General features: G+C 60.4%; 22 protein-coding genes. 8 read left to right on the top strand and 14 right to left on the bottom strand.

Translation table 11 applies throughout. The features are described 5' to 3' along the window. Nucleotides 1–342: 342 nt before the first annotated feature. The 3 genes from AC54XV_RS12090 to AC54XV_RS12080 all read right to left on the bottom strand — a co-directional run bounded on the left by AC54XV_RS12090 (nucleotide 343) and on the right by AC54XV_RS12080 (nucleotide 2,162). A complete protein-coding gene (locus tag AC54XV_RS12090) occupies nucleotides 343–837 on the bottom strand; it encodes a copper chaperone PCu(A)C (RefSeq protein WP_024641309.1) in 495 nt (164 codons plus the stop codon). Further along, nucleotides 831–1,436 (bottom strand): SCO family protein, encoded by a 606-nt coding sequence (locus tag AC54XV_RS12085; RefSeq protein ID WP_496718745.1) that lies wholly within the window; start codon nucleotides 1,434–1,436, stop codon nucleotides 831–833. Before AC54XV_RS12085 ends, AC54XV_RS12090 begins: the two co-directional genes overlap by 7 nt. Before the next feature lie 174 nt (nucleotides 1,437–1,610). Then, the gene (locus tag AC54XV_RS12080) at nucleotides 1,611–2,162 is read right to left on the bottom strand and encodes a TetR/AcrR family transcriptional regulator (RefSeq protein ID WP_054092309.1); all 552 of its coding nucleotides are present in this window, start codon (nucleotides 2,160–2,162) and stop codon (nucleotides 1,611–1,613) included. Nucleotides 2,163–2,339: 177 nt separating this feature from the next. On the opposite strand from AC54XV_RS12080, the gene AC54XV_RS12075 reads away from it, so the two are divergent. Together AC54XV_RS12075 and AC54XV_RS12070 are read left to right on the top strand one after the other, a co-directional pair. Continuing rightward, the gene (locus tag AC54XV_RS12075) at nucleotides 2,340–3,500 is read left to right on the top strand and encodes an efflux RND transporter periplasmic adaptor subunit (protein WP_496718742.1); all 1,161 of its coding nucleotides are present in this window, start codon (nucleotides 2,340–2,342) and stop codon (nucleotides 3,498–3,500) included. 33 nt (nucleotides 3,501–3,533) lie between these two features. Further along, entirely contained in the window at nucleotides 3,534–6,677 is a 3,144-nt protein-coding gene (locus AC54XV_RS12070) for a multidrug efflux RND transporter permease subunit (protein WP_096126775.1), read from the top strand. 21 nt (nucleotides 6,678–6,698) lie between these two features. Here the strand turns inward: AC54XV_RS12070 and AC54XV_RS12065 are convergent, their stop codons facing one another. Both AC54XV_RS12065 and sfnG read right to left on the bottom strand, forming a co-directional pair. Beyond that, nucleotides 6,699–8,291 (bottom strand): sensor domain-containing diguanylate cyclase, encoded by a 1,593-nt coding sequence (locus tag AC54XV_RS12065; RefSeq protein WP_024640656.1) that lies wholly within the window; start codon nucleotides 8,289–8,291, stop codon nucleotides 6,699–6,701. Between the two features lie 320 nt (nucleotides 8,292–8,611). After that, a complete protein-coding gene (gene sfnG, locus AC54XV_RS12060; protein ID WP_060400696.1) occupies nucleotides 8,612–9,712 on the bottom strand; it encodes a dimethylsulfone monooxygenase SfnG in 1,101 nt (366 codons plus the stop codon). A gap of 323 nt (nucleotides 9,713–10,035) precedes the next feature. Between sfnG and AC54XV_RS12055 the strand changes: the two genes are divergently transcribed. Both AC54XV_RS12055 and AC54XV_RS12050 read left to right on the top strand, forming a co-directional pair. Then, nucleotides 10,036–10,371, top strand: coding sequence for a hypothetical protein (locus tag AC54XV_RS12055; protein ID WP_003407971.1), 336 nt, complete (start codon nucleotides 10,036–10,038; stop codon nucleotides 10,369–10,371). A gap of 206 nt (nucleotides 10,372–10,577) precedes the next feature. Further along, entirely contained in the window at nucleotides 10,578–11,615 is a 1,038-nt protein-coding gene (locus AC54XV_RS12050) for an LLM class flavin-dependent oxidoreductase (protein WP_011267558.1), read from the top strand. 624 nt (nucleotides 11,616–12,239) lie between these two features. On the opposite strand, the gene AC54XV_RS12045 is transcribed toward AC54XV_RS12050, so the two are convergent. From AC54XV_RS12045 to glnT, 5 genes are all read right to left on the bottom strand, one after another. Further along, a complete protein-coding gene (locus AC54XV_RS12045; RefSeq protein ID WP_011267557.1) occupies nucleotides 12,240–13,565 on the bottom strand; it encodes an ammonium transporter in 1,326 nt (441 codons plus the stop codon). Nucleotides 13,566–13,978: 413 nt separating this feature from the next. Beyond that, nucleotides 13,979–15,319, bottom strand: coding sequence for an FMN-binding glutamate synthase family protein (locus AC54XV_RS12040; RefSeq protein WP_003367224.1), 1,341 nt, complete (start codon nucleotides 15,317–15,319; stop codon nucleotides 13,979–13,981). Between the two features lie 15 nt (nucleotides 15,320–15,334). Then, nucleotides 15,335–16,018 (bottom strand): GltB/FmdC/FwdC-like GXGXG domain-containing protein, encoded by a 684-nt coding sequence (locus AC54XV_RS12035; RefSeq protein WP_003367221.1) that lies wholly within the window; start codon nucleotides 16,016–16,018, stop codon nucleotides 15,335–15,337. Beyond that, entirely contained in the window at nucleotides 16,015–16,935 is a 921-nt protein-coding gene (locus AC54XV_RS12030) for a class II glutamine amidotransferase (RefSeq protein WP_011267556.1), read from the bottom strand. The genes AC54XV_RS12035 and AC54XV_RS12030 overlap by 4 nt, the downstream gene beginning before the upstream one ends. 144 nt (nucleotides 16,936–17,079) lie before the next feature. Next, nucleotides 17,080–18,414 carry a type III glutamate--ammonia ligase gene (gene glnT, locus AC54XV_RS12025; RefSeq protein ID WP_011267555.1) on the bottom strand — a complete coding sequence of 445 codons (1,335 nt, stop codon included), beginning with the start codon at nucleotides 18,412–18,414 and terminating at the stop codon, nucleotides 17,080–17,082. Between the two features lie 289 nt (nucleotides 18,415–18,703). Between glnT and AC54XV_RS12020 the strand changes: the two genes are divergently transcribed. Continuing rightward, a complete protein-coding gene (locus AC54XV_RS12020) occupies nucleotides 18,704–19,309 on the top strand; it encodes a helix-turn-helix domain-containing protein (protein WP_003423969.1) in 606 nt (201 codons plus the stop codon). A 48-nt stretch (nucleotides 19,310–19,357) separates the two neighbouring features. Here the strand turns inward: AC54XV_RS12020 and AC54XV_RS12015 are convergent, their stop codons facing one another. The 4 genes from AC54XV_RS12015 to AC54XV_RS12000 form a co-directional block, all read right to left on the bottom strand. Beyond that, nucleotides 19,358–20,524: an acetyltransferase domain-containing protein gene (locus AC54XV_RS12015; protein WP_003408090.1), complete on the bottom strand. Its 1,167-nt coding sequence runs from the start codon at nucleotides 20,522–20,524 to the stop codon at nucleotides 19,358–19,360. 141 nt (nucleotides 20,525–20,665) lie between these two features. Then, a complete protein-coding gene (locus AC54XV_RS12010) occupies nucleotides 20,666–21,226 on the bottom strand; it encodes a gamma carbonic anhydrase family protein (protein WP_003408086.1) in 561 nt (186 codons plus the stop codon). Between the two features lie 11 nt (nucleotides 21,227–21,237). Continuing rightward, the gene (folE2, locus tag AC54XV_RS12005; protein ID WP_058399488.1) at nucleotides 21,238–22,143 is read right to left on the bottom strand and encodes a GTP cyclohydrolase FolE2; all 906 of its coding nucleotides are present in this window, start codon (nucleotides 22,141–22,143) and stop codon (nucleotides 21,238–21,240) included. A 174-nt stretch (nucleotides 22,144–22,317) separates the two neighbouring features. Continuing rightward, nucleotides 22,318–23,226 carry a LysR substrate-binding domain-containing protein gene (locus AC54XV_RS12000; protein WP_058399487.1) on the bottom strand — a complete coding sequence of 303 codons (909 nt, stop codon included), beginning with the start codon at nucleotides 23,224–23,226 and terminating at the stop codon, nucleotides 22,318–22,320. Nucleotides 23,227–23,432: 206 nt separating this feature from the next. Here AC54XV_RS12000 and AC54XV_RS11995 point away from each other — a divergent pair, with 206 nt between their 5' ends. From AC54XV_RS11995 to AC54XV_RS11985, 3 genes are all read left to right on the top strand, one after another. Then, on the top strand, nucleotides 23,433–24,953 hold the full coding sequence (locus tag AC54XV_RS11995) for an ABC transporter substrate-binding protein (RefSeq protein WP_058399486.1): 1,521 nt from the start codon (nucleotides 23,433–23,435) through the stop codon (nucleotides 24,951–24,953). Nucleotides 24,954–25,055: 102 nt separating this feature from the next. Then, nucleotides 25,056–25,973 (top strand): ABC transporter permease, encoded by a 918-nt coding sequence (locus tag AC54XV_RS11990; RefSeq protein ID WP_003348343.1) that lies wholly within the window; start codon nucleotides 25,056–25,058, stop codon nucleotides 25,971–25,973. An 8-nt stretch (nucleotides 25,974–25,981) separates the two neighbouring features. Then, nucleotides 25,982–26,890, top strand: a complete 909-nt coding sequence (locus tag AC54XV_RS11985) for an ABC transporter permease (RefSeq protein WP_003408073.1) — start codon at nucleotides 25,982–25,984, stop codon at nucleotides 26,888–26,890. Nucleotides 26,891–26,899: the final 9 nt, after the last annotated feature.

The following is a 26,899-nucleotide window of genomic DNA, read 5'->3' as shown; positions in this document are numbered from 1 at the left end:
TTGGACTCGGTCGGAATGCGGCATGAGTGTACGGAAAAGACTAGGGTGCCGACGTTCCGCGTCAGCTCTTGAATGTGCAGTGCGGCGCAGAGTTGTGACGCGGAGCGTCACGAAAGGCATTCCCACGCCGGAGCGTGAGGAACGATAGTCGTCAGGCAGATCATATCGTGCCGACGCTCCGCGTGGGCATGCCGTTCTGGACGCTCTGCGTCCTCTCTTGAATGAGCAGCGTGGCACAGAGTTGTAACGCAGAGCGTCACGAGAGGAGTTCTCACGCTGGAGCGTGAGGAACGATAGTCGTCAGGTAGATCACTCGACGCTCCGCGTCCGATTCTGCAAGCCTCAATGGCCGCTGTGATCGCCGTGGCTGCTGTGCTCGTCGCTGGTCAGTGACTTGGCGACTGCGCTGACCTGGATCGATTGCTTCGCGCCCTTGGCGTCTTCCACGGTCAGGGTCAGGGGCACTTGGTCGCCCTCTTTGACCTGGGCGGCCAGGCCCATGAACATCACGTGATAGCCGTCGGAATCGAGCATCACCGGTTTGCCGGCTGGCAGGTCGACCGAGTTGACGCGCTGCATGCTCATCACATCGCCTTTCATGCTCATCTCATGGATCTGCACGGTTTTCGCAACAGGTGAAGCAACGTCGACCAGCTTGCTGTCGGTGTCCGCAGTGATGCGCATGAACGCGCCCGTGGCTGACTGGCCTGGCACAGTGGCACGCACCCAGGCGTCATCGACGTGTGTTTCGGCCAGGGCCTGAGCGCTCAGGCCCAACAGCGAAAGGGTCAGCAACAGCGGTTTTGCGACGTTACGAATCAGAACGGTCATCAGCATACTTCCATCAAAGTGAGCAGATCTTCGGTGCATTGTTGGGCGGACAGCCTGTGCGACAACCCCAGGCGCAATACACCGCGGGTGTCGTAAACGTAACTGGTGGCAGTGTGCGAGATCGTGTAGGTGTCACCCAGCGGGACCTTCTCGAAGAATACGCCGAACTCCTTGGCCGTTGCCGCCGTTTCTTCAAGCGTGCCGGACAGTGCGACAAAGGTCGGATCGAAGGCCTTCACGTAGGCGTCGATCACTTCGGGCGTGTCGCGCTCCGGGTCCAGGGTAATGAACACCACCTGCAGCGTTTTGCCCTCCTCGCCCATCAGTTTCCTGATCTGCGTAGCCCGCGCCAGCGCCGTGGGGCAGATGGCCGGGCACTGGGTGAAACCGAAGAAGATCATCGGCATGAGGCCGCGAAAGCTGGACAAGGTCTTGACGTTGCCTTGCGAATCCTTGAGCCGGAAGTTGCGGCCGACAATCTCGTTGCTCATGTCCTTGCCGTGCTTGAACGGCAATGCGTTGGAACTGCCGCAGCCGGTCAGCAGGCCAAGGCTCAGCAACGAGAGGCCGGCGACCACCTCGCGGCGTGTCAGATATTGCGTCATGTCATGCGTCCCCTGAGGATAAGGCGCGTGGATTCAGACAAATTCAAAGGCGGCGAATTTACCACTCAAGGACAATGGGGAATACCGCCAATCCTGTATCAAGGCATGAGCAGACGCGCAAACGTCGCGCTCATGGGCTGCAATAGGTCATGCGACAAAACAGCACAGGCCTGCTTATCGTGCCGCCGCGCCCTGCAGGAAAAACTGGGTCACCAAAGCGCCCATGCCGACGCGTGCCACACGGCCGCGGCGTTCGGCGTCGACCATCCCGGAGAGCAGCGCTGCGAACATTTCGGTAAGGACAGTGGCACCGACGTCGATCCGGAACAGACCTTCACGCTGACCGCGCAGGAAAAACGCATCGAGGGCGTCGGAGTAAGGCAACCAGCGGCGCCCACCGCTGCTTTCATCGAGCGAATCCGGGCGCCACTGAAATACCAGAAAGACCAGCATTTCGCGGTGCATGAGGTGGTTGTCGACCAGCCGCTGAAGCGCTTCCAGCGGCGGAGCATGCTGCAGATCCGCGTCGGCAACCATCTGGTTCATCAGGTCCGAGGCGTGATTGAGCAGCAGTTCCACGAGGTTGGCGCGGGTGCCGCAGAAGCGGTTGAGCGTCGCCTTGCTGACGCCAGCTGCCTGAGCAATATCCTTGAGCGTACCGTTGGAATGGTCAACCAGCGCAACGGCCAGGGCCTTCAGAAATTTGTCGTCAGCAGGTAATTCCATTGGTACGTCTTCAACTCGTCTAAGTGGCAGGCGGCGCATTGTGCAGAAACCTTACCGCGTTCTCAAAGCCTATACACAATTAGTCACTAAAGCCTCATGTGAGTCAATATTGACTCATCGCCTTTCAGAGTGGATCATTCGCGGCTTTAGCATCTGATGGCTGCGGCCGGGTGAACGATGAGTAGTTTCAGCGATTGGCGTGTCATGCCTGCAGTAGCCCTGCTGGCAGCGTTGGGTCTGTCCGGGTGCGAGCAGAAACAGCAGCAGGATCACGCTGCATCGACAGTGCCCAAAGAGGTGGAAGCCATTACCGTCAACACCGAATCGTTCACAGTGGTTGACGAATTGCCGGGCCGTATCGAACCCGTGCGTGTGGCGCAGGTTCGTGCCCGGGTGGCCGGTATCGTGCTGAGCCGCAACTTCGAGGAAGGCGCCGACGTGAAAGCCGGCGCAGTGCTGTTCCAGATTGATCCGGCGCCGTTCAAGGCCGCGCTGTCCAAGGCGCAGGGAGATCTGGCACGGACCCAGGCCACGTTGTTCGAGACTCAGGCTACGGTCAAGCGCTATGAGTCGCTGGTGGAAATTGAAGCGGTGAGTCGTCAGACCTTCGACACGGCCCGCTCCGCGCTGCAAAACGCTGTCGCAGCGAAGCGTTCAGCCGAGGCCGATGTGGAAACAGCCAGACTGAACCTGGGCTATGCCACCGTCAAGGCGCCGATTTCGGGCCGCATCGGCCGCGCGATGGTCACCGAGGGCGCGCTGGTCGGTCAGGGCGAAACCACCCTGCTGGCCACCATTCAACAACTCGACCCGGTCTACGCCGACTTCACCCAGCCGGCTGCCGAGACCTTGCAGATGCGCGCTGCAATACAGGAAGGCCGCTTGCCCAAGGGTGGCGAAGACGCGTTGTCGCTGAGTGTCGACGGCACTGACTACACGAGCACCGGCACCCTGCTGTTTACCGATGTCGCAGTAGACCGGACCACCGGCCAGGTGTCGTTGCGGGCCCGCTTTGCCAATCCCAAGGGCGTGCTGCTGCCCGGTATGTACGTGCGGGTACGCACACCGCAACGCGTCGACAGCAACGCCATTCTTGTTCCGCAACGTGCCGTTCAGCGCTCCGGTGACGGTGCCGCCCGCGTGCTGGTGATTGCCCAGGACGGCACGGTCGAAGCGCGTCCGGTCAAAACCGGGGCGATGCAGGATTCGCGCTGGCAGATCACCGAAGGCCTGAAGGCAGGCGAACAGGTCATTGTCGGCAACATGACCGGGCTCAGCGCCGGTGACAAGGTCGCCCGCAAATCGCCCTCCGCCCAGCCGCAGGCCAAGGCGCAATAAAGCCGCCTTCAGCGCGACCGAGGATCATTGTCCATGTCTCTCTTCTTTATCAAGCGCCCCAACTTCGCCTGGGTACTCGCCCTGTTCATCCTGCTCGCCGGGCTGATGGCGCTGCCGTCCCTGCCCGTGGCGCAGTATCCGGACGTGGCGCCACCGCAGATCACCATCACCGCGACCTACCCCGGCGCATCCGCGAAAGTGCTGGTCGATTCGGTGACCAGCGTTATCGAGGACGAGCTCAACGGTGCCAAGGGGATGCTGTATTACGAGTCGACCAGCAACTCGACCGGCAGCGCGGAAATCAACGTGACGTTCGTGCCGGGCACCAACCCGGACCTGGCTCAGGTCGAGGTGCAGAACCGTATCAAGAAAGCCGAAGCGCGCCTGCCGCAGACGGTCCTCAGCCAGGGCCTGCAGGTCGAACAGGCCAGCTCCGGTTTTCTGTTGATCTACACCCTGAACTACAAGGACGGCGCGGCCAGCAAGGATACTGTCGCGCTGGCCGACTACGCGGCACGCAACGTCAATAACGAAATCAGCCGGGTGAACGGTGTCGGCAGGCTGCAATTCTTCGCCGCCGAAGCCGCGATGCGGGTCTGGATCGATCCGCAGAAGCTGGTGGGCTTCGGCTTGTCCATCGACGACGTGAATGCCGCCATCCGGGCGCAGAACGTGCAGGTTCCGGCAGGCAGTTTCGGCAGCAGCCCGACCTCGTCACTGCAGGAGTTGACCGCCACCCTGGCGGTCAAGGGCACGCTGGACAACCCGGAAGAGTTCGGGCGCATCGTTCTGCGTGCCAACGAAGACGGCTCTGCGGTGCACCTGTCCGATGTGGCGCGTGTGGCGGTCGGCAGCCAGGATTACAGCTTCGAATCACGCCTGAACGGGCAACGCGCCGTCGCCGGTGCCGTGCAACTGTCGCCGGGTGCCAACGCGATCCAGACGGCCAGAGCCGTCGAGCAGCGGCTCACCGAGCTATCGGTCAATTTCCCGGAAGGCGTCGGGTTTTCGATACCGTACGACACCTCGCGCTTCGTCGACGTGGCCATCGACAAGGTGATCTACACCCTCATCGAAGCCATGGTGCTGGTGTTTCTGGTGATGTTCCTGTTTCTGCAAAACATCCGTTACACGCTGATCCCGACCATCGTGGTCCCGGTGTGTCTGGCAGGGACACTGGCGATCATGTACCTGATGGGCTTCTCGGTGAACATGATGACCATGTTCGGCATGGTGCTGGCCATCGGTATTCTGGTCGACGACGCCATTGTGGTGGTGGAGAACGTCGAGCGGATCATGGCTGAAGAAGGCCTCTCTCCCGCCGCCGCCACGGTCAAGGCGATGCAGCAGGTTTCCGGAGCGATTTTCGGCATCACGCTGGTCCTGGCCGCCGTGTTTCTGCCACTGGCGTTCATGGGCGGCTCGGTCGGGGTCATCTACCAGCAGTTCTCGCTGTCGCTGGCCGTGTCGATTCTGTTTTCGGGTTTCCTGGCCCTGACGTTCACCCCGGCGCTGTGTGCCACGCTGCTCAAGCCGATCCCGGCCGGGCACCATGAAAAGCGTGGTTTCTTCGGTGGTTTCAATCGTCTGTTCGGCAAGTTCACCCACCGTTACGAGCGCGTCAGTTCCAGCATGATCAAGCGCGCCGGACGCTACATGCTGCTGTACGTCGGTATCGTCGGTCTGCTGGGCTTTTTCTACCTGCGCCTGCCGGAGTCCTTTGTACCCGTGGAAGATCAGGGCTATCTGATCATCGACGTGCAACTGCCTCCCGGTGCCACCCGGTCGCGTACCGACCTCACCGCGCAATTGCTCGAGAACTACATGCTGTCCCGTGAAGCCACGGGCGCGGTGACCATGCTGCTGGGGTTCAGCTTCTCGGGCATGGGTGAAAACGCCGGTCTTGCGTTCCCGACCCTGAAGGACTGGTCGGAGCGCGGCAAGGGCCAGTCGGCGGCTGAAGAAGCGGTGGCGTTCAACCAGCATTTTGCCGGGCTTGGCGACGGCACGGTGATGGCGGTAACGCCACCGCCCATCGACGGCCTGGGCACCTCGGGCGGTTTCTCGCTGCGTCTGCAGGACCGCGCTGGCCTGGGCCGTGAAGCCTTGCTGGCGGCACGCGACAAGCTGCTCGGCGAGGCCAACGGCAATCCGAAGATCCTCTACGCGATGATGGAAGGTCTGGCCGAAGCGCCGCAATTGCGCCTGAGCATCGACCGCGAAAAAGCCCGGGCGCTTGGCGTGAGTTTCGAGTCGATCAACAACGCCCTGTCCACCGCCTTCGGATCCTCGGTGATCAGTGACTTTGCCAATGCCGGACGTCAGCAGCGCGTGGTCGTGCAGGCCGAGCAAAGTGCGCGAATGACCCCGGAAAGCGTGCTCAAACTCTACGTGCCCAATAGCAGCGGCACGCTGGTGCCGTTGGGTGCCTTTGTTTCGACGCACTGGGAACAAGGCCCGGTGCAGATCGCCCGCTACAACGGCTACCCCGCGTTCAGGATTTCCGGCGACGCAGCGCCGGGGGTCAGTACCGGCGAGGCCATGGCGGAAATCGAACGGATCGTTTCCAAGCTGCCGCAAGGCATCGGTTACGAATGGACCGGCCTCTCCTATCAGGAAAGAGTCGCCAGCGGCCAGGCGGCCGGACTGTTCGGCCTGGCGCTGCTGGTGGTGTTTCTGCTGCTGGTCGCACTGTATGAGAGCTGGGCGATCCCGCTGGTGGTGATGCTGATCGTACCCGTCGGCGCGTTGGGTTCCGTGCTGGCCGTGACAGCCGTGGGCATGCCCAACGATGTGTATTTCAAAGTCGGCCTGATCACCATCATCGGGCTGGCGGCGAAAAACGCGATTCTCATCGTCGAGTTCGCCAAGGAGCTGTGGGATCAGGGCCATTCACTGCGCGACGCGGCGCTTCAGGCTGCGCGACTGCGCTTTCGGCCGATTGTCATGACCTCGCTGGCCTTCATCCTTGGCGTGGTGCCGCTGACCCTGGCCACCGGTGCGGGGGCGGCGAGCCAGCGCGCCATCGGCACCGGCGTCATCGGCGGCATGCTCAGCGCGACGCTGCTGGGCGTGGTTCTGGTGCCGATATTCTTCGTCTGGGTCCTGTCCGTGCTGCGCCGCAAACCGCATGCGCAACAGGCTACCGAAGACCAGCAGCTGCCTGAGAAGCGCTAGGCCAGAGACGGCCGGCGGGCATCAATCCCGCTGGCCCGACCTTGGCTCCGTGTCGGCTTGCGCGTCCGTAGCGGACTTGACGCGGGTCCAGGCCGGTAACGTACTGGTCGCGATTTCCGACGCCACATTCACCCGGTTGCGCCCCTGCGACTTGGCGGCATACAACGCTCGGTCGGCAAGCTCGATCAGGCCGCGCTGATCCAGTTGGCGATCCGTGCCGACGAATGTCGCAACACCGAGGCTGATCGTCACGATGCCAAACGGGCTGGCGGGATGCTCGATCTGCTCGTCACGGATCGCCCGCAGGATCTTCTCGGCCACCTGGCGAGCGTTCGACTCATCAGTACCGGGCAACACCACCGCAATCTCTTCACCGCCATAACGGGCGGCGACGTCACTGGGACGACGAATGAACTGCTCGACCACTCTGGCCAGCGCAATCAGGCATTCGTCACCGGCCAGGTGACCGTAATGATCGTTATAGCGCTTGAAATGATCGGCATCGATCAGAATCAACGACAGCGGGCTGCGCTCGCGTCTGGCGCGCTTGAATTCGACTTCCAGAAACTGATCGAAACGTCTGCGATTGGCCAGCCCGGTCAGTTTGTCTTCGGAGGCGATCAACTCCAGGTGCTGGTTCAGCTGGATCAGGGCCGCCTGGGAATCGAGCAACTGGTCTTCTGCGCGTATGCGACTGTGAATATGCCCGATCAGACGAACGCCGAGTCCGACCACCAGTCCGAGCAGCACCAGCATGACCAGAATGGACTGTTTGGTCTGACCCAGCCAGTCGAGCATGGCTTCTTTCTGACCCAGCGCAACCACGGTGACGATCGGGTAGACATCACTGCGTTTGAACGCATAAAAACGCGCAACACCGTCAATCCTGGAAACGAACTGGGCGGTACCGGACACTTGGGCGCGTTCCGACTTGAAAATAGGCGTCGATGACAGATCGCGACCGATCTCCTGCTCCAGATGGGGATAGCGCACTCGCAATTGCCCGGCGGTCGACGTCAGACTGATGATGCCGGTTCGACCAACCTTGATATCGGAATAGAACTTCAACAGGTGATCGACACCGATGGTCACAACCATCAGCCCGGCAAAACTCGCGTCGGGATTATTGATGCGCCTGCTGACTGATATGACCCATTCGCCGGAGGCACGGCTGCGAATCGTCGGGCCGATATAAGGGGTTTTGTCAGGCGTCTGCAGGTGGTGCTGAAAGAACTCGCGCTGCCCGCTGTTGATGCCAATGACCTTGGGATTGCTCGAGAAGATGCAGTACCCGTCGGCGTTGTACAGCGACACGGTATCGATCTGCGGCAGCGCGCCCATTTCACGCGCAATGACCCACCTGAGACGCTCGATCTGTTCAGGCCCGACGCCGTCCTTTTCGACACGCTCCGTCAGGCCGATCAGCATCAGCTCGCTTTGCTTGAAAATACCATCCGTGTAGGTGCTCAGCGCTCCAGCCAGATTGATCGTGCTGGTCTGGATGTTTTCCAGGGTGTTGCGGCGTGCGGTCCATGCTTGCCAGGCCATCAACATCACCACGCAGGCGCACACTACGAAGATCAGCCATGACGCAAGCCGAAGGTCGCGTTTCAAAACTTGCCTCCACAACAGGTGAGAACCAGTGCATCTGGTTTTTCTGAAAACCGGACCTGATTGCTCAGGGGCCATCGACAATCCTTTCGCTATCAACTGCCGTTGTCGGCAAGTGCTCGGCCATACCTGGAAGGCCTGGCATCGATAAAAGCATGCCAGAGAGTGGCATCATAATGCCACGTACAACTGTCTATGGGTTGATCGGGGTTGAACATACGGACACAGGCGCACACTGGATCACAGTGGCGCCTGATTTTATGGCGGGCGGTAAGCGCGACCGGCTTACAGGGGCAAGGCGGGGTTGTCGGTATTGGCCGGGGTCAAGCCGTCTCGGCGACAGGTTTGCGTTGTGCAGCAGCTTCCAGTTCGCGTACCAGAGGCAATACGTACTGGCCGAAATAGGCGACTTCTTCCTGGAAATGCAGGAACGCCGAAAGCACCAGGTCTACGCCAACGGACTTGAGTTCCACGATGCGCTCGGCAATCTGCCGGGGTGTGCCAATCAGGTTAGTCTTGAAGCCATCGTTGTACTGCACCAGATCCTGAAAGGTGGATTTGGCCCAGTTACCCTCGCCTTCCGGACTCGACTGGCCGGCCTGTTTCGCGGCATCGCCAAAGGCGTTGACGGCTTCCGGGTCAGCCTTGTCGACGATTTCGGCCAGCACGGCCCGCGCCTCCTCTTCGGTATCCCTGGCAATGATGAAGGCATTCACGCCGATCTTCACCGAATGCCCGTTCGCGGCTGCCTTGGCTCGAATGTCATCGACCTGCGCCTTGATACCTTCGACAGTATTGCCGTTAGTGAAATACCAGTCTGACACCCGCGCCGCCATGTCACGTGCAGCACGGGAGCTGCCGCCCTGAAAGATCTCCGGGTGAGGACGCTGGATCGGCTTGGGCTTGAGGTTGTAATCGTGGAAGCGATAGAAATCACCCTTGAAGGTGAAGTTGTCGGTGGTCCAGATCCCCTTGAGCGCGCGAATGAACTCCTCGGAGCGCCGATAACGTTCATCATGCTCCAGCCAGGGCTCGCCGATGGCCTGAAACTCGCCCTTGAACCAGCCGCTGACAATATTGACCGCCACGCGCCCGGCAGTGAGCTGATCAATGGTCGCCAGTTGCTTGGCGGCAACCGACGGGGTCCATGGCCCGGGCAATATCGCGGCAATGACCTTGAGCTTTTCGGTCGCCGCCAACAGTGCGTGGCTGAAGGCTACGGATTCGTGCTGGAATTCGGCGCCATAGCCGGCGGTAAAGCGGATTTGCGTCAGCGCGTAGTCGAAGCCGGACTGCTCGGCGATCTGCGCCAGCTTGCGGTTGTAGTCGATGGTCCAGCTGGTGCGCTGTTCGATCTTGCTGACGACCAGCCCGCCACTGACGTTCGGGACCCAGTACGCAAATTTTATGGACGATTGGCTCATATCGGTACTCCTCTGGCTGCAAGCTTCCCGAGCGCATTAAGCACAAGGGCCTGCACATCCACAGAGCAGCAACCGTGCCATTGAATAAAATACAGGCAGATCAAGGCGTTGCGACGGCTAAGGTGCGGCGTCAACTGTCCGTGCCATGCCAGGGTGTGGAATGGCTGTTGCCGGAGCAACAGCTTCACGGTTTTTTTGGCATGGCGCAGGGTGTGATTTGATGAAAACAAGCCGACGAGAGGCAGCTCGCCCTGCTATCCAGAATCGTGTTGCAGTAGTAAATTTTGGATCCAACGAACCCGCATTCATCCGCAGGAGCACTGATGAAATTGCATGCCTGTTTTCTGGCCCTGATGATCCCTGCCCTGTCGGCGCATGCCGAAGGCAAAACCCTATCCATCCCCCATGATCCGACCGGTCATCACGCACTGGTAGAAAAAAGCGGCAGCGCAAAGGAACGCGTGGTGATCACCCGGCGTGAAGGCATGCTTGGGGTGATCTACTCCAAGCGGGTGTATAACTGCGCCAACCATACGGTGAACCTGGTCGGCACCGGTTCCACGCTGGAAATCATGGAGCAGGCTAAGGCCGTGAGTGGCATGGGACCGGTGATTCGCGACTCCACGGCTGACTATATTGAATCCGAAGCCTGCAGTTGAAGCCGACTGATCGAGCCTGCCCCGGCTGAATCCGCAACATCCGAAAGCGCCTCCTTTGAGGCGCTTTTTTCGTTTCTGCCGTTGCATTTTGCAACGAGGAGCAGCGGCGCAAAAAACACTTGCACCGAAAGTATTACGGTATACCATCAGACAACAATAACTCATCACGCCGGTGCAGGCGCCAGGATTTAAGCGAGGTAAGTGTCATGAAGTTTTCGTTGTTCGTGCACATGGAACGCTGGGATGACAGTGTCAGTCATCGCCAGCTTTTCGAGGACCTGACCGAGCTGACGCTGATGGCCGAGCAAGGTGGCTTCAGCACCGTCTGGATCGGCGAACACCACGCGATGGAATACACCATCTCGCCAAGCCCGATGCCGCTGCTGGCCTATCTGGCGGCCAGGACCACGCGTATTCATCTGGGCGCCGGCACCATCATTGCGCCGTTCTGGCATCCATTGCGGGTCGCGGGAGAATGCGCGCTGCTGGATGTGATCAGCAACGGGCGAATGGAAGTCGGCCTGGCACGCGGCGCCTATCAGGTGGAGTTCGACCGCATGGCCGGTGGCATGCCAGCCTCCGAAGGTGGCAAGGCGTTGCGTGAGATGGTCCCGGTGGTACGTGCGCTGTGGCAGGGTGACTACGCTCACGATGGCGACATCTGGAAATTCCCGACCTCGACTTCCGTGCCCAAGCCGATCAGCACGCCACCGATGTGGATCGCTGCACGCGACCCTGACTCGCACAATTTCGCCGTGCAGAACGGCTGTAACGTGATGGTCACCCCATTGATGAAGGGTGATGAAGAAGTTGTCGACCTGAAGAACAAGTTCGAAGCCGCGCTGGCCAACAATCCCGAAGTGCGCCGCCCGCAATTGATGGTATTGCGCCACACGCATGTGCATGCCGCAGATGATCCTGAAGGCTGGAAAGTGGGCGCCACCGCCATCGCGAAGTTCTACCGTACCTTCGACGCCTGGTTCGGCAACAAACAGACGCCGGTCAACGGTTTTCTGGCCCCCAGCCCGGAAGAGAAATTCAAGGAACGTCCGGAGTTCGAGCTGGAGAATATCCGCAAGAACACTATGATCGGCACCCCGGAGGAGATCATTCCGCGCCTTCGTCACTATCAGGAGTTGGGTGTCGACGAGTTCAGCTTCTGGTGCGACAACAGCCTGCCGCATGCCGAGAAGAAAAAGTCGCTTGAGCTGTTCATCAAGCACGTGGTGCCGGTGTTTCGTTGAGTGTTGAGATTGCCTGAGAAGCCCAGGAAAATGCTGCTCAGACCACAATATTGATCCTCCACACGCTCTGCACTCATCGTTATGCGCAAGTCCTGGAGGCTCCAAATAAAAAGCTTCCAGGCTTCTGCCCGAAGGGCGTAGGAGCGAACTTGTTCGCGAAAGCGCGAGTGTAATCGGCAAAAATACGTCGATTGAGAAGCCTTCTTCGCGAACAAGTTCGCTCCTACGGCCTTCGGCCAGAATCAAAAATCACATTGCGACTCTCGTTCCCACGCGTGGTAATGCCTTTCGTGACGCTCTGCGTCACAGAGCGGTTCTGTGATATCAGGTAGGTTGGGGTCCGGCTCAGATCACCTTTTCGCCCCTCGGCGACCTACTTTGATGGGGCCAAAGTAGGCAAAGCCCGCAGCTCCGTTTCCGGCCCGACTTCGTCGGGTTCCTTCGCCCTGTCACTGATCCGGGGGTCGCTGCAACGGGCCATCCATGGCCCGGTGCAGCTAGCCTGGCGTCCTGCCAGGCTACCCCCGGATCAGCGCCAGGACTCAGCCGTCACTAACGTCGCACTCTGCGTCGTCAGTACCATCGCGATTAAAAGGCGCTTTTATTATGGGCAAGACAGCCCTCTCAATGGTTGTAGGCCCGTTCGTTGTGCTCGGCCAGGTCCAGGCCCATTTCTTCGACTGACTCATGCGCGCGCAGGCCGATCAGTGCCTGCACGGCTTTGAGGATGATCCAGCTGACCGCGAAGCAGTAGGCGGTGGTGAACAGCACGCCTTTGATCTGGGCAATCACTTGGGCGCCCATGCTGACATCGGGCACCAGACCGCCCAGTGCGGGTACGCAGAACACGCCGGTCAGTATTGCACCGATCATGCCGCCGATGCCGTGCAGGCCGAAGACGTCGAGGCTGTCGTCATAGCCCAGGCGTTTTTTCAGCACGGTCACGCTCAGGTAGCAGAACACTCCGCACAGCACGCCGATGGCCAGTGCCCCGCCGACTCCGACGTAGGCACACGCCGGGGTGATGCCGACCAGACCCGCCAATGCACCGCTGGCCAGACCCAGCGCGCTGGGTTTGCCGACCTTGAACCACTCGGTGAACATCCAGCCGAGTATCCCGGCGCACGCCCCCACTTGCGTGTTGAGCATGACGATGCCGGACGTGCCGTTCAGGCCACCACCGGAACCGATATTGAAACCGAACCAGCCGACCCAGAGCATCGCTGCGCCGGCCATGGTCAGGCTCAGGTTGTGCGCCGGCATCGGGGTGTTCTGATAACCCTTGCGCTTGCCCAGTACCAGACATGCCGCCAGTGCCGCGACACCGGCATTGATGTGCACCGCGGTGCCGCCAGCGAAGTCCAGCACGCCCCAGTTGTGCATCAAGGCGCCGGCGCCCCCCCAGACCATGTGCGCGACCGGCGCATACACCAGGGTGAACCACAGCGCCATGAACAGCAGCGCCGCAGAGAACTTCATGCGTTCGGCGAAGGCCCCGGCAATCAGCGCCGGGGTGATGATGGCGAAGGTCATCTGGAAGGTTACGAATACCCCTTCAGGGATATCGCCGACCAGGCTGTCGGGGGTCATGCCGGCCAGAAACGCACGACTCAGACCGCCCACGAAACTATTGAAACTCACTTGTCCTTCGACCATGTTGCTGGTGTCGACCACCATACTGTAGCCATAGATGACCCACAGCACGCCCACGACTCCGGCAATGCCGAAACACTGGGTGAACAGCGAGAGCATGTTCTTGGCCCGTACCAGACCGCCGTAAAACAGTGCCAGCCCCGGAAGGCACATGAACAGCACCAGCACGGCTGCGGTGACCATCCAGGCCGTGCTGCCGGTGTTCAGAACGGGGGCGTCAGCTGCCTGCGCAATCGGGGCAAAGGCGCCGAGCGCGAGTAAGGCTGTAAGGGATTTGCCGTGTAGACGATTGACCATGTTCAAAGCTCCCGCAAATGAATGGAAAGTGTCTGGCAGCAAAGAGGGTTATTCAGAAAGGCGAGGCTCTTTGGCCTCTTGAGGGTTCATCGTCCTGGAGGCTACAAATAAAAGGCTTCCAGGCTTCTGCCCTTCGGCCAGAATCAAAAATCACATTGCGACGCTCGTTCCCACGCTCCGCGTGGTAATGCCTTTCGTGACGCTCTGCGTCACACAGCGGTTCTGTGATGTCAGGTGGATTGGTGTCTGGCTCAGGTCACCTTTTCGCACCTCGGCGACTCACGTTGAGGGACCAAAGTGAGCAAAATCCCCGCTCCGGTTTCCGGCCCGACTTCATCGGGTTCCTTCGCCCCGTCACTGACGTCGCACTCCGCGTCGTCAGTGCCATCGTGATCGAAAAGCCCGGTATGGCGTCAGTAACCAGAACCAGACCCGGGAATCCACGATGTCCCGGCCAGGGGCACGCGGGCCATGGCTGCTGACTCGACGGTCAGTGCCACCAGATCTTCCGGGTCGAGGTTGTGCAGGTGTGATTTACCGCATGCGCGGGCCATGGTCTGGGCTTCGAGGACGAGTACGCGCAGGTAGTTGGCCAGCCGTCGTCCGCCTTCGACCGGGTCAAGACGTTTGGACAGTTCCGGGTCCTGGGTGGTGATGCCCGCCGGGTCGCGGCCGTTTTGCCAGTCGTCGTAGTAACCCGCTGCCGAGCCGATCTTTCTCAGTTCTTCGTCGAGCCGCGGATGGTTATCGCCGAGTGCTATCAGGGCCGCTGTGCCGATCGCCACTGCGTCGGCACCCAGCGCCATGGCCTTGGCCACGTCGGCGCCGTTGCGGATGCCACCGGAGACGATCAACTGCACCTTGCGATGCATGCCCATTTCCTGCAGCGCCTGCACGGCTTGCGGGATGGCAGGCAGAATCGGGATGCCGACGTGTTCGATGAACACTTCCTGAGTCGCCGCCGTACCGCCCTGCATGCCGTCGAGCACGATCACGTCGGCGCCGGCTTTCACGGCCAGTTTCACGTCGTAGTAGGGACGGCTGGCACCGATCTTCACGTAGATCGGTTTTTCCCAGTCGGTGATCTCGCGAATCTCGGCAATCTTGATCGCCAGATCGTCAGGGCCGGTCCAGTCCGGGTGACGGCAGGCCGAACGCTGATCGACACCGACTGGCAAGGTACGCATGCCAGCCACCCGTTCGGTGACTTTCATGCCCAGCAACATGCCACCGCCGCCCGGCTTGGCGCCCTGCCCCAGCACGATCTCGATCGCGTCAGCCTTGCGCAGGTCGTCCGGGTTCATGCCATAACGCGATGGCAGGTACTGATAGACCAGATGCTGCGACTGGCCACGCTCTTCCGGGGTCATGCCGCCGTCGCCGGTGGTGGTGCTGGTGCCCGCGATGGTTGCGCCACGGCCCAGTGCTTCCTTGGCGTTGGCCGACAACGCGCCGAAGCTCATGCCGGCAATGGTCACGGGGATTTTCAGGTACAACGGCTTTTTGGCAAAACGATTGCCGAGCACCACGTCAGTGCCGCATTTCTCGCGATAGCCTTCCAGCGGGTAGCGCGACACGCTGGCGCCGAGCAGCAACAGGTCGTCGAAGTGCGGCAGCTTGCGCTTGGTGCCGCCACCGCGAATGTCGTAGATGCCGGTTTCCGCAGCGCGCTGGATTTCCTGAATGGTCAGGCGATCGAAGGTGGCCGACTCGCGCAGGACTGGAGCAGGTTTGTGGCTGATAGGGTCGCTCATGGTAATGCTCCTGGATCAGTACGCGGAGGCGTTATCGACTTTGAAGTTGTACAGCTGACGGGCCGAGCCGTAGCGTTTGAAATCCGCTGCCTTCTCGTTGAAGCCCGCGCGATTGAGCAACTCCTGCAGCTCCTGCAGATGCTCTTCACGCATCTCCTTGGCGATGCAGTCGGAGCCCAGTGACTCGACCTTGCCTTTGACGTAGATCCGCGTTTCATACAGCGAGTCGCCCAGCGCATCGCCGGCGTCGCCGCAGACCACCAGCCGACCGGCCTGGCCCATAAAGCAGCTCATGTGGCCGATGCTGCCGCCGACCACGATGTCGATGCCTTTCATGGAAATCCCGCAGCGCGCCCCGGCATCGCCTTCAATCACCAGCAAGCCACCGTGTGCCGTTGCGCCGGCTGCCTGCGAGGCGCTGCCCTTGACCCGCACAGCGCCGGACATCATGTTTTCCGCGCAGCCGACACCGACGTTGCCGTGCACGGTGATCGACGCTTTCTGGTTCATCCCCGCGCAGTAGTAACCCGCGTGGCCCTGGATATCGATGGAGATGGCTTCGTTGACGCCGACCGCCAGGTTGTGCGCGCCATCGGGATGCGTGACCAGCCATTCGCGGTCCTGCAGTTCCTTGACCTGATCGTGCAGGGCCTGATTGAGATCACGCACGGTGGCGCTGGAAAGATCGACGGTTTTCATGGGCGTGCTCCCTCGGCTGGCTCGCGTTCCCAGATGTACATGGTGGCCGGGACCGGTTCCCAGACCCTGGCGTTTTCGATCCCCGGCAGGCTGGACAGCGCCTGGTATTCCGAGGCCATGGCGACGTAGTCATCGGTTTCGGCAAGGATCGCCGGTTTGCAGGCGATCGGGTCGCGAATCACCGCAAAACCATTGCGTGTGCCGATGGCGAAGGTAAAGAAGCCATCGAGGTCTTCGAGCGACTTGTCGAGCGCCTGTTTCAGGCTGTCGCCCTGTTGCAGACGCCAGGCCAGATAACCGGCGGCCACTTCAGTGTCGTTGTCGGTCTCGAAGTGAATGCCTTCGCGGCGCAGGTTCTGGCGCAGACGAAAGTGATTGGACAACGAGCCGTTGTGCACCAGGCACAGGTCGGAGCCCGTCGAGAATGGGTGACTGCCTTCCATGGTCACGGCGCTTTCGGTGGCCATGCGCGTGTGGCCGATGATGTGACTGCCTTTCATGGACGCCAGACCGAAGCGTTCGGAAATCTCCCGCGGCAGGCCCATGCCCTTGAGGATCTCGATGCTCTGCCCGGCACTCATGATGCGCACGGTCGGTGCCAGTTCCGCCAGCGCGGCGCGCACCGGGGCTTCTTCTGCCTGAATCTTCAAGACCACGGCGCTGGCGTTCTGAAACCAGTCCAGCTGCGCGCTCAACCTGTCTTGCAGCGCCGCAATCAGCGCCGTGAAATCATACTGTTCGCTGGTGGCCTGCAAGGTCAGCTTGACCCAGCCCTGCGCCACTTCATCGCCATAGATGGCGAACCCGGCACTGTCCGGTCCGCGGTCGGTCATGGCTTCGAGCATCGGCTCGAACAACTTGCCGAGTTGCGACTCCAGCGCCGGGTTTTTCAGATACAAACCAACGATTCCGCACATACGCCTCACCTTGTTCGGGAGCGGCAAGCTTTTAGCTGCAAGCTAAAAACCAACCGCGTAGACAGAGAAATCAAACACGCCGCAATCCAGCCTCTTCTTGCAGCTTGCCGCTTGAAACTTGCAGCTGCTCTCTGAAACTTGCCGCTAGAAAAATTCGATATAGCGCTTCACTTCCCAATCGCTCACGTGGCGGCTGTATTCCACCCACTCCATGCGCTTGAGGCGGATGAATTCATCGACAATCTCGCTGCCCAGCACTTCGCCAAACAACGGGTCGGCTTGCAGCGCGTCGCAGGCTTCGTTGAGCGACTGCGGCAGGGTCTTGATGCCCCGTGCGGCGATCTCTTCGAGGCTCAATTTGTAGAGGTTCTCGTTGCAGACGTGATCGATCTCCAGTTGCCGGTCGATACCGTCCAGGCCTGCGGCAATGATTGCGGCGCTGACCAGATACGGATTGCACCCGGCGTCGGGCAGACGAAACTCCAGACGGCCATAAGGCACGCGCACCATCGCCGAGCGGTTGTTGGCACCGAAGGCAATAAACGCCGGGGCCCAGGTGGCGCCCGAGAGTGAATTGCCGACCACCAGGCGTTTGTAGGAGTTGACCGTGGGTGCCGCAAAGGCGCACAGCGCAGGCCCGTGAGCCAGCAGGCCCGCAGCGAAGTGATAGGCCAGCGTCGACAACCCCATGCCGCTCGGATCGCTGGCATCGTGGAACAGGTTCTTGTTACTGGCACTGGCGATCGACAAGTGAAAGTGCATGCCATTGCCGGCCCGTTTGGGATCGGGCTTGGGCATGAACGAGCAGATCATGCCCATGTCATTGGCGATCTCACCGGCGGCCATGCGGAAGAAGGTGAAACGGTCAGCCGATTCCATGGCCTCGCTGTAGGTGTAATTGATCTCGAACTGGCCGTTGGCGTCTTCATGATCGATCTGATAGATGTCGAAACCCACCGGCTGCAATGCCTCGGTCAGGCGCTCGAGAAACTCGCGAGAGCGCGACAGCCCCTTGTAGTCGTAGCAAGGCTTGTCGAGGTTATCGCTGGCATCGACCATCTGCAGGCTGCCGGTGACATCGCGCTTGAACAGGCTGAACTCGGGCTCCAGGCCGGTATTGAGGCTCCAGCCACGCTGACTGAGGCGTTCGACCTGCTGCTGCAGCACATAGCGGCTGTCATAGGGCCAGGGTTTGCCATCCACATGGCCGATGCACACCACCCGTCCATAGCCCGGCTGCCATGGCACCGGGGTCAGCGACGACAGATCACCCCTGGCCATGAAGTCCGGCCCATGAGGCTCCATGCCCATGCCGCAGATCGCGAAACCGGCAAAGCCGGCACCGTCCTCTGCAACCATTTCCAGACCTGTCACAGGAACCGATTTGGTCTTGGCCGAACCATGAATGTCGACGAACTGAGCCAGTACGTACTTGATGCCGTGCTGTTCGATCAGACGCTGTGTTTCGGGTGGCAACATGGGACGTGTCTCCTGGCAAAAGCAAAACGTTTCAGGGAAGGGCCGCTGTTCACTGCCTTTCGGGATATATTCCGAGCAGGAAAGTTACTTTCTCTTTAGGAATGCAAGGCGCTTGCCAGTTTGGTATGCCAATCGAACGAAGCCACTCAGGAGGGGTAATTCAGCTGTTTATATGGGAAACTCGTTTTCCCTCTGGGAATAATCTGCAACCCGGCCACACCACGGCCGCATCGAAATGCACATTCCCAGTGCGAAATAAAAATTATTGAACGGAAACCGTGCAAAGCCGATGAACATGCCGACCGACCCTCATCCGAAATTGAAGCTCGAGCAGTACCTGGGCATTCAGATCAAGCGTCAGCGCCAGGCTCAGGAACTGAAGCTCGCCGACGTGGCGCGCATCGCCGGTATCAGCCAGGGCATGCTGAGCAAGATCGAGAACGCGCAGGTCTCTACCAGTCTCGACAACCTCAGCCGCCTGTGCGACGTGCTGGGCATGCCCATGTCCAAACTGTTCAGCCAGTACGACCAGCAAGGCAGCAGTGCCCTGCTGGTGAAGGCCGATGAAGGACTCGAAGTGGTGAGGCGCGGCACCGAGAAAGGCCACACCTATCACCTGCTCAACCATACCCGTGGGCCGAAGAAGAGTTTCGAGGCGTACATGGTGACGATGGACGATGCCAGCGAAGAGTTTCCGACCTTTTCACACCCCGGCACGGAGTTTCTACACCTGCTGGAAGGCGAACTGATCTACCGCCACGGCAACCAGCTGTATCCGATGCAGGCCGGTGACAGCCTGACCTTCGACGGCGACATCCCCCATGGCCCCGAGCAACTGGTGCAGGTGCCGATCAAACTGCTGTCGATCATGAATTACGGGGCGCACGGAGACTGACGCCAGGCGAGAAGCGGTACGCCAGCAGGCGCACCGCTGTTGCCGGGACTAGAAGTACTTCAGCCAGCTGATATCCCGACGCCGGGCCTTGAGCGCGGCGAACCAGCGCACTGCCGGGAACAGCAGAACAGCCAGTACCACCGAGGTCAGCCAGACGCCCCACATGTGGTCAAAGCCGAAGTATTTGCCCTGATTCGCACCCCAGATGGCCAGAGCGATCAGGTACAGAATCTTCAGCACGTACAGGTGCAGCAGGTAGAAAAACATCGGTGCTGAACCGAGTACTACCAACGGCCGCAACCAGCTTTTCTCCTGACTGCGCTCGAACCCGATCAGGATCAGCATGCCGATCCCCAGCGTCAGGCTGATGAACAGCAACGATGGCGGGTATTTGGTGATGTTGAAAAAGCTCATGACGGTTTGCAGGCCGGTCTCGCCAACACTCCACGGCTTTTCGCCGTAGCCGTTGATCATGCGCAGAATCACGAAACCCGCCAGCGCACCCAGGCCCCAGGTCCAGAGTTTCGCCTGACGCGTTGCGGCATCGAAACCGGAGACAAACCATGGCCCGGCAGCGTAGCCCAGCGCAATGATGCCGATCCACGGCAAAAGCGGGTATGAGGTACGGAAACGCAGGTTGTCCGACACCTCGATCCAGCCGCGATCATGCAGAATCGCCCACGGGATGTGCATGGCCGACTCGACGCCGAAATGCAGCGTGTCCAGCAGGTTGTGTCCGGCAATGATCACCACACCGATGACCACCAGTGCCCAGCGCGGCAGGAACACCATTAGCGACAGCGCCACCATGCTCAGGCCGATGGCCCAGATCACTTGCAGGTAGATGACGGTTGGCGGGAACTCGAAGGTCCAGGCGAAGCTCACCAGGGTGAATTCCAGCGCGATCAGAAACAGCCCGCGCTTGAGCAGGAACGCCGACACGTCGCTTCTGCCCTGGTATTTCTCGCCGTAGAGGTACGCGGAAAGCCCGGTAAGGAGCACGAACAATGGCGCACACAAATGCGCCAGCGTGCGGCTGAAGAACAGCTCAGGCTCGGTGGCCGTGATGTCCATAGGGTCCAGCACCTGACGGTGCAGAAAGAAGGTTTCCCGCACATGGTCCAGCAACATGAAAAGAATAATCAGCCCGCGCAGAGCATCGATTGAGCGAAGCCGGGATGCCGGCGCTCGAGGGGGGTGAACAGCTGTTGTCATGAAAAGTCCAAGGTCCGTGATGGGGGGGCTAATGGCTTGTAGCTGCAAGCTGCAAGCTGCAAGTGGAAAGCTTCAAGCTTCAAGCTTTTAGCCTCTAGCTTGCAGCTTATAACTTGCCGCTTGCCGCTGGCGCGCAGCGCTTCAAAACTCGTTCTGAAGCGCCTTGTAGCCGCGTACCAGATCAATGTTGGTGCGCGCCACATCTTCGGAAAATTCCGAAGCCGAAATGCTCACCGGCGGAAATTGCGAAAGGTCAGTGCCCGACCCGATCCGGGTGGTGGACGGCACATAGAAGTGCTCCGGCAAATCGCGACCGTCGACCACCGAATTGTGCCTGACCACGCTGCCCTTGCCGACCTGGCAATTGAACAGCACGCTATTGAAACCGATGAACACGCGATCTCCGACTATGCAAGGTCCGTGCACGATAGAGCGGTGGGCAATCGAGGTGAACTCGCCGATGGTGACTGCAGCACCTGATTTCGAATGGATCACCACGCCATCCTGGATGTTGGAATTGGCACCGATGACGATCGGTTCCATGTCCCCGGTGGCATCGACTTCGTCGGCGCGGATCACGGCGTAGGGGCCGACAAACACGTTGTCCTTGATGATCACCTTACCGCAGATGATCGCGGTTTTATCGATGTAGGCGGACTCGGCAATGACCGGCAGATGGCCGGAAGGATTTTTACGGATCACGGAATGAAACCTCAGGACAGGTAGTTGGAAGTCTGGGCGGCTGCATCGTGCGGATGCAGGCTTTCAAAGTGACGGACACTGACGCTGGAAGCTGCATAGCGGCCTTCGAGTGCTTGCTGGACCTTGCGTGCGGCGTCTTCGACGTACATCAGGTTCTGGCCGTTGAGCCGCGCAAAGGCCTGTTCGTCGGCACGCTTGACGGCGGTTTGCACCGGGGTGCCCAGCGCCTGCTCTACCAGGTCGATCAGCGTCATCAAGCCCAGTTCGGCCGCCTGCTCTGCCACCCGTACCTGCACCGTCGCAACGCTGCGCTGGCTGTGCGGCGTGGCGAACGATGCGTTCTCGCGCAGCCAGGTCGCGACCTGCATCGGATCGACAAACGACTGCCTGCCGAAGCGCGCCGCAAATGCCTCTTCCAGCAATTGGCGAGACAGTGCGGCCGAGCACGGGCAGGTGGACGAGTAGGTGATATCCACCGAACTGTCGAGGCACAGCCGACCGGCATGCCAGGTGGCATCGAGCTTCACGGGGTAGGATTTCCAGCCGCTGAGCCCTTCTGTAATCAACGCCGGTCGACGGCACAGCAGATTGAAGCTCAGCGTCAACCGGGCGTGGCTGGAATGGCAGTCGAGGTGACTCTCGACCATGGCTTCCAGCAAGGCAGCCAGCGTATCGGGGCTGACGATCTGGCGCTCGGCATAGCCGTCGAGCAGCCGATAGAGTCGCGACATGTGGATGCCCTTGACGCTCGGGTCGGTCAGATCGACCTGCAGATCGACATGCGCGTGAACAGGATGACGAATGCTTGCTTCAGCCAGTCTGATCGGCACTTCCACACCTTGCATGCCGACCCAGTCGAGTGACACCAGCGCCGGGGAAATTTCCGTCAGGGCAACATCCGGGAGAGGTTTGTTCATGTGCGTCGTTCGTCTCGTTGGCGAACTTCACCACGCGGGCGAAGCCTGAAGTTGGCGGTTCACAGCCGTACAGTGCACGGCCATAAATTCGTTACACTATAACATTAAGCTCGCCAGCTTCATCAACCAAAGGTCACTTACTCCACACAGCGCTCCCGCACTACCACCAGCGGCTCAGGTCTTTGCCAGCTCCTCGATCAGAAAATCACGAAAGGCAGCGACTGCCGCCGGCAGGTTGCGCCCGGCCATGCTTTGCAACTCGATACGCCGTGCCTTCATACCATCGTCACTGATCGGCAGCGATTTGAGCTGTTTTTCATGGGCGCGTTTGTCCAGCGTCATCTCGCTGGACAGGCTGATCCCGCCCTCCTCCCGAACAAACCGCAACAAGGCGCCGATGTAATTGCTGGTCAGCACCGGATCGAACAGCAGACCCTGCACACCGCAACAGATATCAAACAACTGGCGCAAGGTCGTGTCGGTATTGGTCAGGGCGATGGCATAAGGTTGCAATTCGGCCAGCGTGACCTCCTTGCGTGCGGCCAGCGGATGGTTATGACTGACCACTGCGCAGATCGCGCCGCTGTGGATGTGCTCGACCTTGATTTCGTTCTGCGGCGTCAGGCTGAAGGTCAGGCACAGGTCTGCATCGCCCGAGCGCACCCGTTCGGTGGCCTGCGCCGGGGCACAGACCTCCATCGAGAAATGGATGCCCTGATACTGTCGCCGAAAGCGCGCAATGCACTGCGGCAGAAAATCCAGGGCAAAGCCCTCCGAGCAGGCGATGCGCACATGTCCACGCTGCAGGCCTTGCAGCTCGGTGATTTCCAGCACCACCTGCTCGGCCTCAAGCTGTGATTTGCGCGCATAGGCCGCCAGGCGGACGCCCGCCTCGCTGAGCATCATGCCGCGCGCCTGACGCTCGAAAAGCAGCGCATCCAGTTCCCGCTCCAGTTTGCTGATCTGTCGACTGACCGCCGAAGACGCAACATTGAGGCGGATCGAGGCTTCGCTGATCGATCCGCACCGCGCCACTTCGAGGAAGTAGCGCAAGGCCGTGGACTGTACGCCGTAGAGTTGCATCGCTGCTCCTGCGTTGCCTTTTCAGCAATGAAAGGTTCGAAATATTGTGCTTGTGGCATTGATACGCTTTGCCTAGAGTCGTGTCGAGGCGCAACTCATCAAAACAACCCAATCAAAAGAACACTGCGGCCTCGTTGCTTCCTCCTTCTCGCATTTGCGACCCACTGCCCTTTGATACATCCACTTTGCCTTTTGGAGACGACGGCATGGGAATCAAGGGTTTCGCTCGCAGCATCGCGCTATTGAGCCTGTTCAGCAGTTTCTCCGTCCTGGCCGGCAAGGCTGACGACACACTGGTCTACGCCTCCGACAGCGAACCGGAAAACATCAGCCCCTATCACAACGACTTGCGCGAAGGCGTGATCCTCGGTCGCCTGATCTGGGACAACCTGGTCTATCGCAACCCGGACAATGGCGAGTACCAACCGATGCTCGCCACCAGCTGGAAACAGGTCGACGACACCACCATCGATTTCCAGCTGCGCCAGGGCGTGAAGTTTCACAACGGCGACCCGTTTAGCGCAGATGACGTGGTGTTCACCCTCAATTATGTGGTGTCTCCCGAGTCCAAGGTGGTCACCGTGCAAAACGTCGACTGGATCAAGAGCGCCGAAAAACTGGGCGATTACAGTGTTCGTCTGCACCTGAAAAAGCCCTTCCCGCCTGCGCTGGAATACCTCTCCAACGCCGTACCGATGTTTCCGAAAAAATATTTCGAAGAAGTCGGGCTGGCAGGCTTCAGCCGTAAACCGATCGGCACCGGGCCTTACAAGGTGACGGCCATCGCCACCGGCGAAGGCGTGAAAATGGACAAGAACCCGGACTACTTCAAGGACAGCCCGCAAGGTCAGCCAAAGATCGGGCACATCAACTTTCGGGTGATCGCCGATGCCGAAACGCGTCTGGCCGAGCTGATGACCGGTGGCGTCGACTGGACCTGGCGGGTGGCGCCGGATCAGGCGGAAAACCTCAAGGCCATGCCCAATCTGGTGGTCACCAGCGGTGCGACCATGCGCATCGGCTTTCTGATTCTCGACGCGCGCGGCACCTCCAGCGCCGATTCGCCGATGAAGCACCTGAAAGTACGTCAGGCGATCAACTACGCGATCAATCGGGACGGGCTGGCTTCGCAACTGGTCGGCGGCGAAAGCAAGCCGTTGCAAGTCGCCTGCTACCCTGGCCAGTTCGGTTGTGACACCACCGCCGCCACGGTCTACAACTACGACCCGGCAAAGGCCAAGGCGCTGCTCGCCGAAGCCGGCTACCCGAACGGCTTTGAAACCGAAATCTTCGCTTACCGCGACCGCGACTACGTTGAAGCCATCATCGGCAACCTGCGCGCCGTGGGCATCAACGCCAAGCTGCGCTACCTGAAATACGCCGCCCTGCGTGATCAGCAGCGCGGCGGCAAGGTACCGATGTCGTTCCAGGCGTGGGGATCGTTCTCGATCCTCGACACCTCGGCGTCGGCCGGTACCTGGTTCAAGGGCAACCCCGACGACAACATCAAGGACCCGCAAGTCCAGGGCTGGCTGCAGACCGCCGACAACGCGCTGGACCCGCAGGTGCGCAAGGATAACTACCGCAAGGCGTTGCAGCGCATCAGCGAGCAGGCCTACTGGGCGCCGCTGTTCAACTACTCGATGAACTACGCATACGTCTCGGACCTGAACTTCAAGCCTTACCCGGACGAGCTGCCGCGCTTCGTACTGTCGAGCTGGAAATAAGCACTTGCCCAGGCCAGTCGGCCAGCCTGGCTGTAAGGCGCATGCCGCGCCTTGCAGCAGGGTCAGCCACCCCGTCATTCCCTGAACACAAGGTCACTTGCCATGTTCGGATTTCTCTTGCGCCGCCTGGGTATTGCCCTGTGCGTAGCGATTACCGTGTCGGTGATCAGCTTTTCCCTGCTGCACCTGTCCGGCGATCTGGCCACTGCCATCGGCGGGCCGGAAGCCAGCAGCGAGCAGATCGAACAGATCCGCGTGCAGTACGGCCTCAACAAGCCGTTGGTTACGCAGTATTTCGAATGGCTGGCCGACGTGGTGCGTCTTGATCTGGGCGACTCGTTCTTCTTTCAGGAGTCGGTCTACAACCTGATCGCCTCACGGCTGTCGATCACCCTCGGGCTGGGTGCGATGGCCCTGAGTATTGCGCTGCTGATCGCCATTCCGCTGGGCGTGCTGGCCGCGGTGAAACGTGACACGTGGATTGATCGCCTGGCACTGAGCATCGCAGTACTGGGTCAGGCCATGCCGAGTTTCTGGTTCGCACTGATGCTGATCGTGGTGTTTTCGGTCACCCTGAAATGGCTGCCGGTATCCGGCAATTCGACCTGGGCGCACTTCGTGATGCCGGCCATCGCCCTCGGTTATTACGCCACGCCGGCGATCATGCGCCTGACCCGTGCGGGCATGCTCGACGTGCTCAACTCCGATTACATCCGCACCGCACGAGCCAAGGGCCTGCGCCCTGCCACCGTGCTGTTCAAGCATGCGCTGCGCAACGCGCTGATTCCGGTGGTGGCCCTCGCCGCCGTGGAATTCGGTTTCATGCTCGGCGGTTCGGTGGTCATCGAGACGGTTTTCTCGCTGCAGGGCATTGGCCAGCTGGCCTGGGACGCAATTGCCCGTGACGACTTCCCGGTGGTGCAGGCGGTCGTGCTGTTGATCGCGGTGATCTACATCGTCCTCACCCTGCTGGCCGACGTGCTCAACGCACTGCTCGACCCGCGCATCCGCGTGAAATAGGAGGCCCCATGAGCACAACCACCTCATCGCCGCTGCTGATCAACGATTACCAGCCTCCGGCGCGCAGCGTCTGGCGCACGTTACGCAGCAGCTTTGCGCATCGCGGCTTCGCCATCGGCGCGGTACTGCTGCTGGTCATCCTGCTTGGCGCGCTATTCGCGCCCTGGCTGGCACCCTACGACCCTTATGCGCAGGACGTGATGCTGCGCATGAAACCGCCGGTGTGGATGGCCAACGGCACCTGGGACTACGTGCTGGGCACCGACAAACTGGGCCGCGATTACCTGTCGCGCCTGCTCTACGGCGCACGCATCTCGTTGTTCATCGGCTTCTCGGCCGCGCTGATCTCCGGGATCATCGGCACCATCATGGGCCTGTTGGCCGGCTACTTTGGCGGCAAGACCGATGCACTGATCAGCTACCTGATCACCACCCGCCTGGCGATGCCGGTGGTGATGATCGCGCTGGCCTCGGCATCCTTGATCGGTGGCTCGCTGAAAGTGGTGATCGTGTTGCTTGGCTGCCTGCTCTGGGACCGCTTTGCCGTGGTGGTGCGCGCTGCCGTGCAGCAGATTCGCGACGCTGAATACGTCGCCTCGGCCCAGGCCTTGGGTTGTTCGACGCTGCGCATTCTGGCCAGTGAAATCCTGCCCAATCTGGTCGGTGCGCTGATCGTCGTCGCTACGCTGGAAATGGCTCACGCGATCCTCCTCGAGTCGGCGCTTTCGTTTCTCGGGGTCGGCGTGCAGCCGCCCATTCCTTCATGGGGGCTGATGATCGCCGAGGGCAAACCGTACATGTTCTTTTCCCCTTGGGTCATCGCCATCCCCGGCGTCGCCCTGATGGTGCTGGTGCTGGGCATCAACCTGGTCGGTGACGGCCTGCGCGACCTGATCCTGCCCGACGGGCGCAACTGACAGAGGAGA

The sequence above is a fragment of the Pseudomonas fragariae (ex Marin et al. 2024) genome, assembly GCF_059621105.1.
The sequence above is the reverse complement of the archived record's forward strand: the minus strand, read 5'-3'. Positions and strand labels throughout refer to the sequence as shown.

Bases quoted from the DNA above. Each gene is read 5' to 3' on its own strand.
- AC54XV_RS12045 (WP_011267557.1), bottom strand. From the start codon at position 13,565: ATGGTCAATCGTCTACACGGCAAATCCCTTACAGCCTTACTCGCGCTC.
- AC54XV_RS12030 (WP_011267556.1), bottom strand. From the start codon at position 16,935: ATGTGCGGAATCGTTGGTTTGTATCTGAAAAACCCGGCGCTGGAGTCG.
- AC54XV_RS12015 (WP_003408090.1), bottom strand. From the start codon at position 20,524: ATGACAACAGCTGTTCACCCCCCTCGAGCGCCGGCATCCCGGCTTCGC.
- AC54XV_RS12040 (WP_003367224.1), bottom strand. From the start codon at position 15,319: ATGAGCGACCCTATCAGCCACAAACCTGCTCCAGTCCTGCGCGAGTCG.
- glnT (WP_011267555.1), bottom strand. From the start codon at position 18,414: ATGTTGCCACCCGAAACACAGCGTCTGATCGAACAGCACGGCATCAAG.
- AC54XV_RS11990 (WP_003348343.1), top strand. From the start codon at position 25,056: ATGTTCGGATTTCTCTTGCGCCGCCTGGGTATTGCCCTGTGCGTAGCG.
- AC54XV_RS11985 (WP_003408073.1), top strand. From the start codon at position 25,982: ATGAGCACAACCACCTCATCGCCGCTGCTGATCAACGATTACCAGCCT.
- AC54XV_RS12070 (WP_096126775.1), top strand. From the start codon at position 3,534: ATGTCTCTCTTCTTTATCAAGCGCCCCAACTTCGCCTGGGTACTCGCC.
- AC54XV_RS12090 (WP_024641309.1), bottom strand. From the start codon at position 837: ATGCTGATGACCGTTCTGATTCGTAACGTCGCAAAACCGCTGTTGCTG.
- AC54XV_RS12035 (WP_003367221.1), bottom strand. From the start codon at position 16,018: ATGAAAACCGTCGATCTTTCCAGCGCCACCGTGCGTGATCTCAATCAG.
- AC54XV_RS12050 (WP_011267558.1), top strand. From the start codon at position 10,578: ATGAAGTTTTCGTTGTTCGTGCACATGGAACGCTGGGATGACAGTGTC.
- AC54XV_RS12055 (WP_003407971.1), top strand. From the start codon at position 10,036: ATGAAATTGCATGCCTGTTTTCTGGCCCTGATGATCCCTGCCCTGTCG.
- AC54XV_RS12080 (WP_054092309.1), bottom strand. From the start codon at position 2,162: ATGGAATTACCTGCTGACGACAAATTTCTGAAGGCCCTGGCCGTTGCG.
- sfnG (WP_060400696.1), bottom strand. From the start codon at position 9,712: ATGAGCCAATCGTCCATAAAATTTGCGTACTGGGTCCCGAACGTCAGT.
- folE2 (WP_058399488.1), bottom strand. From the start codon at position 22,143: ATGAACAAACCTCTCCCGGATGTTGCCCTGACGGAAATTTCCCCGGCG.
- AC54XV_RS11995 (WP_058399486.1), top strand. From the start codon at position 23,433: ATGGGAATCAAGGGTTTCGCTCGCAGCATCGCGCTATTGAGCCTGTTC.
- AC54XV_RS12020 (WP_003423969.1), top strand. From the start codon at position 18,704: ATGAACATGCCGACCGACCCTCATCCGAAATTGAAGCTCGAGCAGTAC.
- AC54XV_RS12000 (WP_058399487.1), bottom strand. From the start codon at position 23,226: ATGCAACTCTACGGCGTACAGTCCACGGCCTTGCGCTACTTCCTCGAA.
- AC54XV_RS12075 (WP_496718742.1), top strand. From the start codon at position 2,340: ATGAGTAGTTTCAGCGATTGGCGTGTCATGCCTGCAGTAGCCCTGCTG.
- AC54XV_RS12085 (WP_496718745.1), bottom strand. From the start codon at position 1,436: ATGACGCAATATCTGACACGCCGCGAGGTGGTCGCCGGCCTCTCGTTG.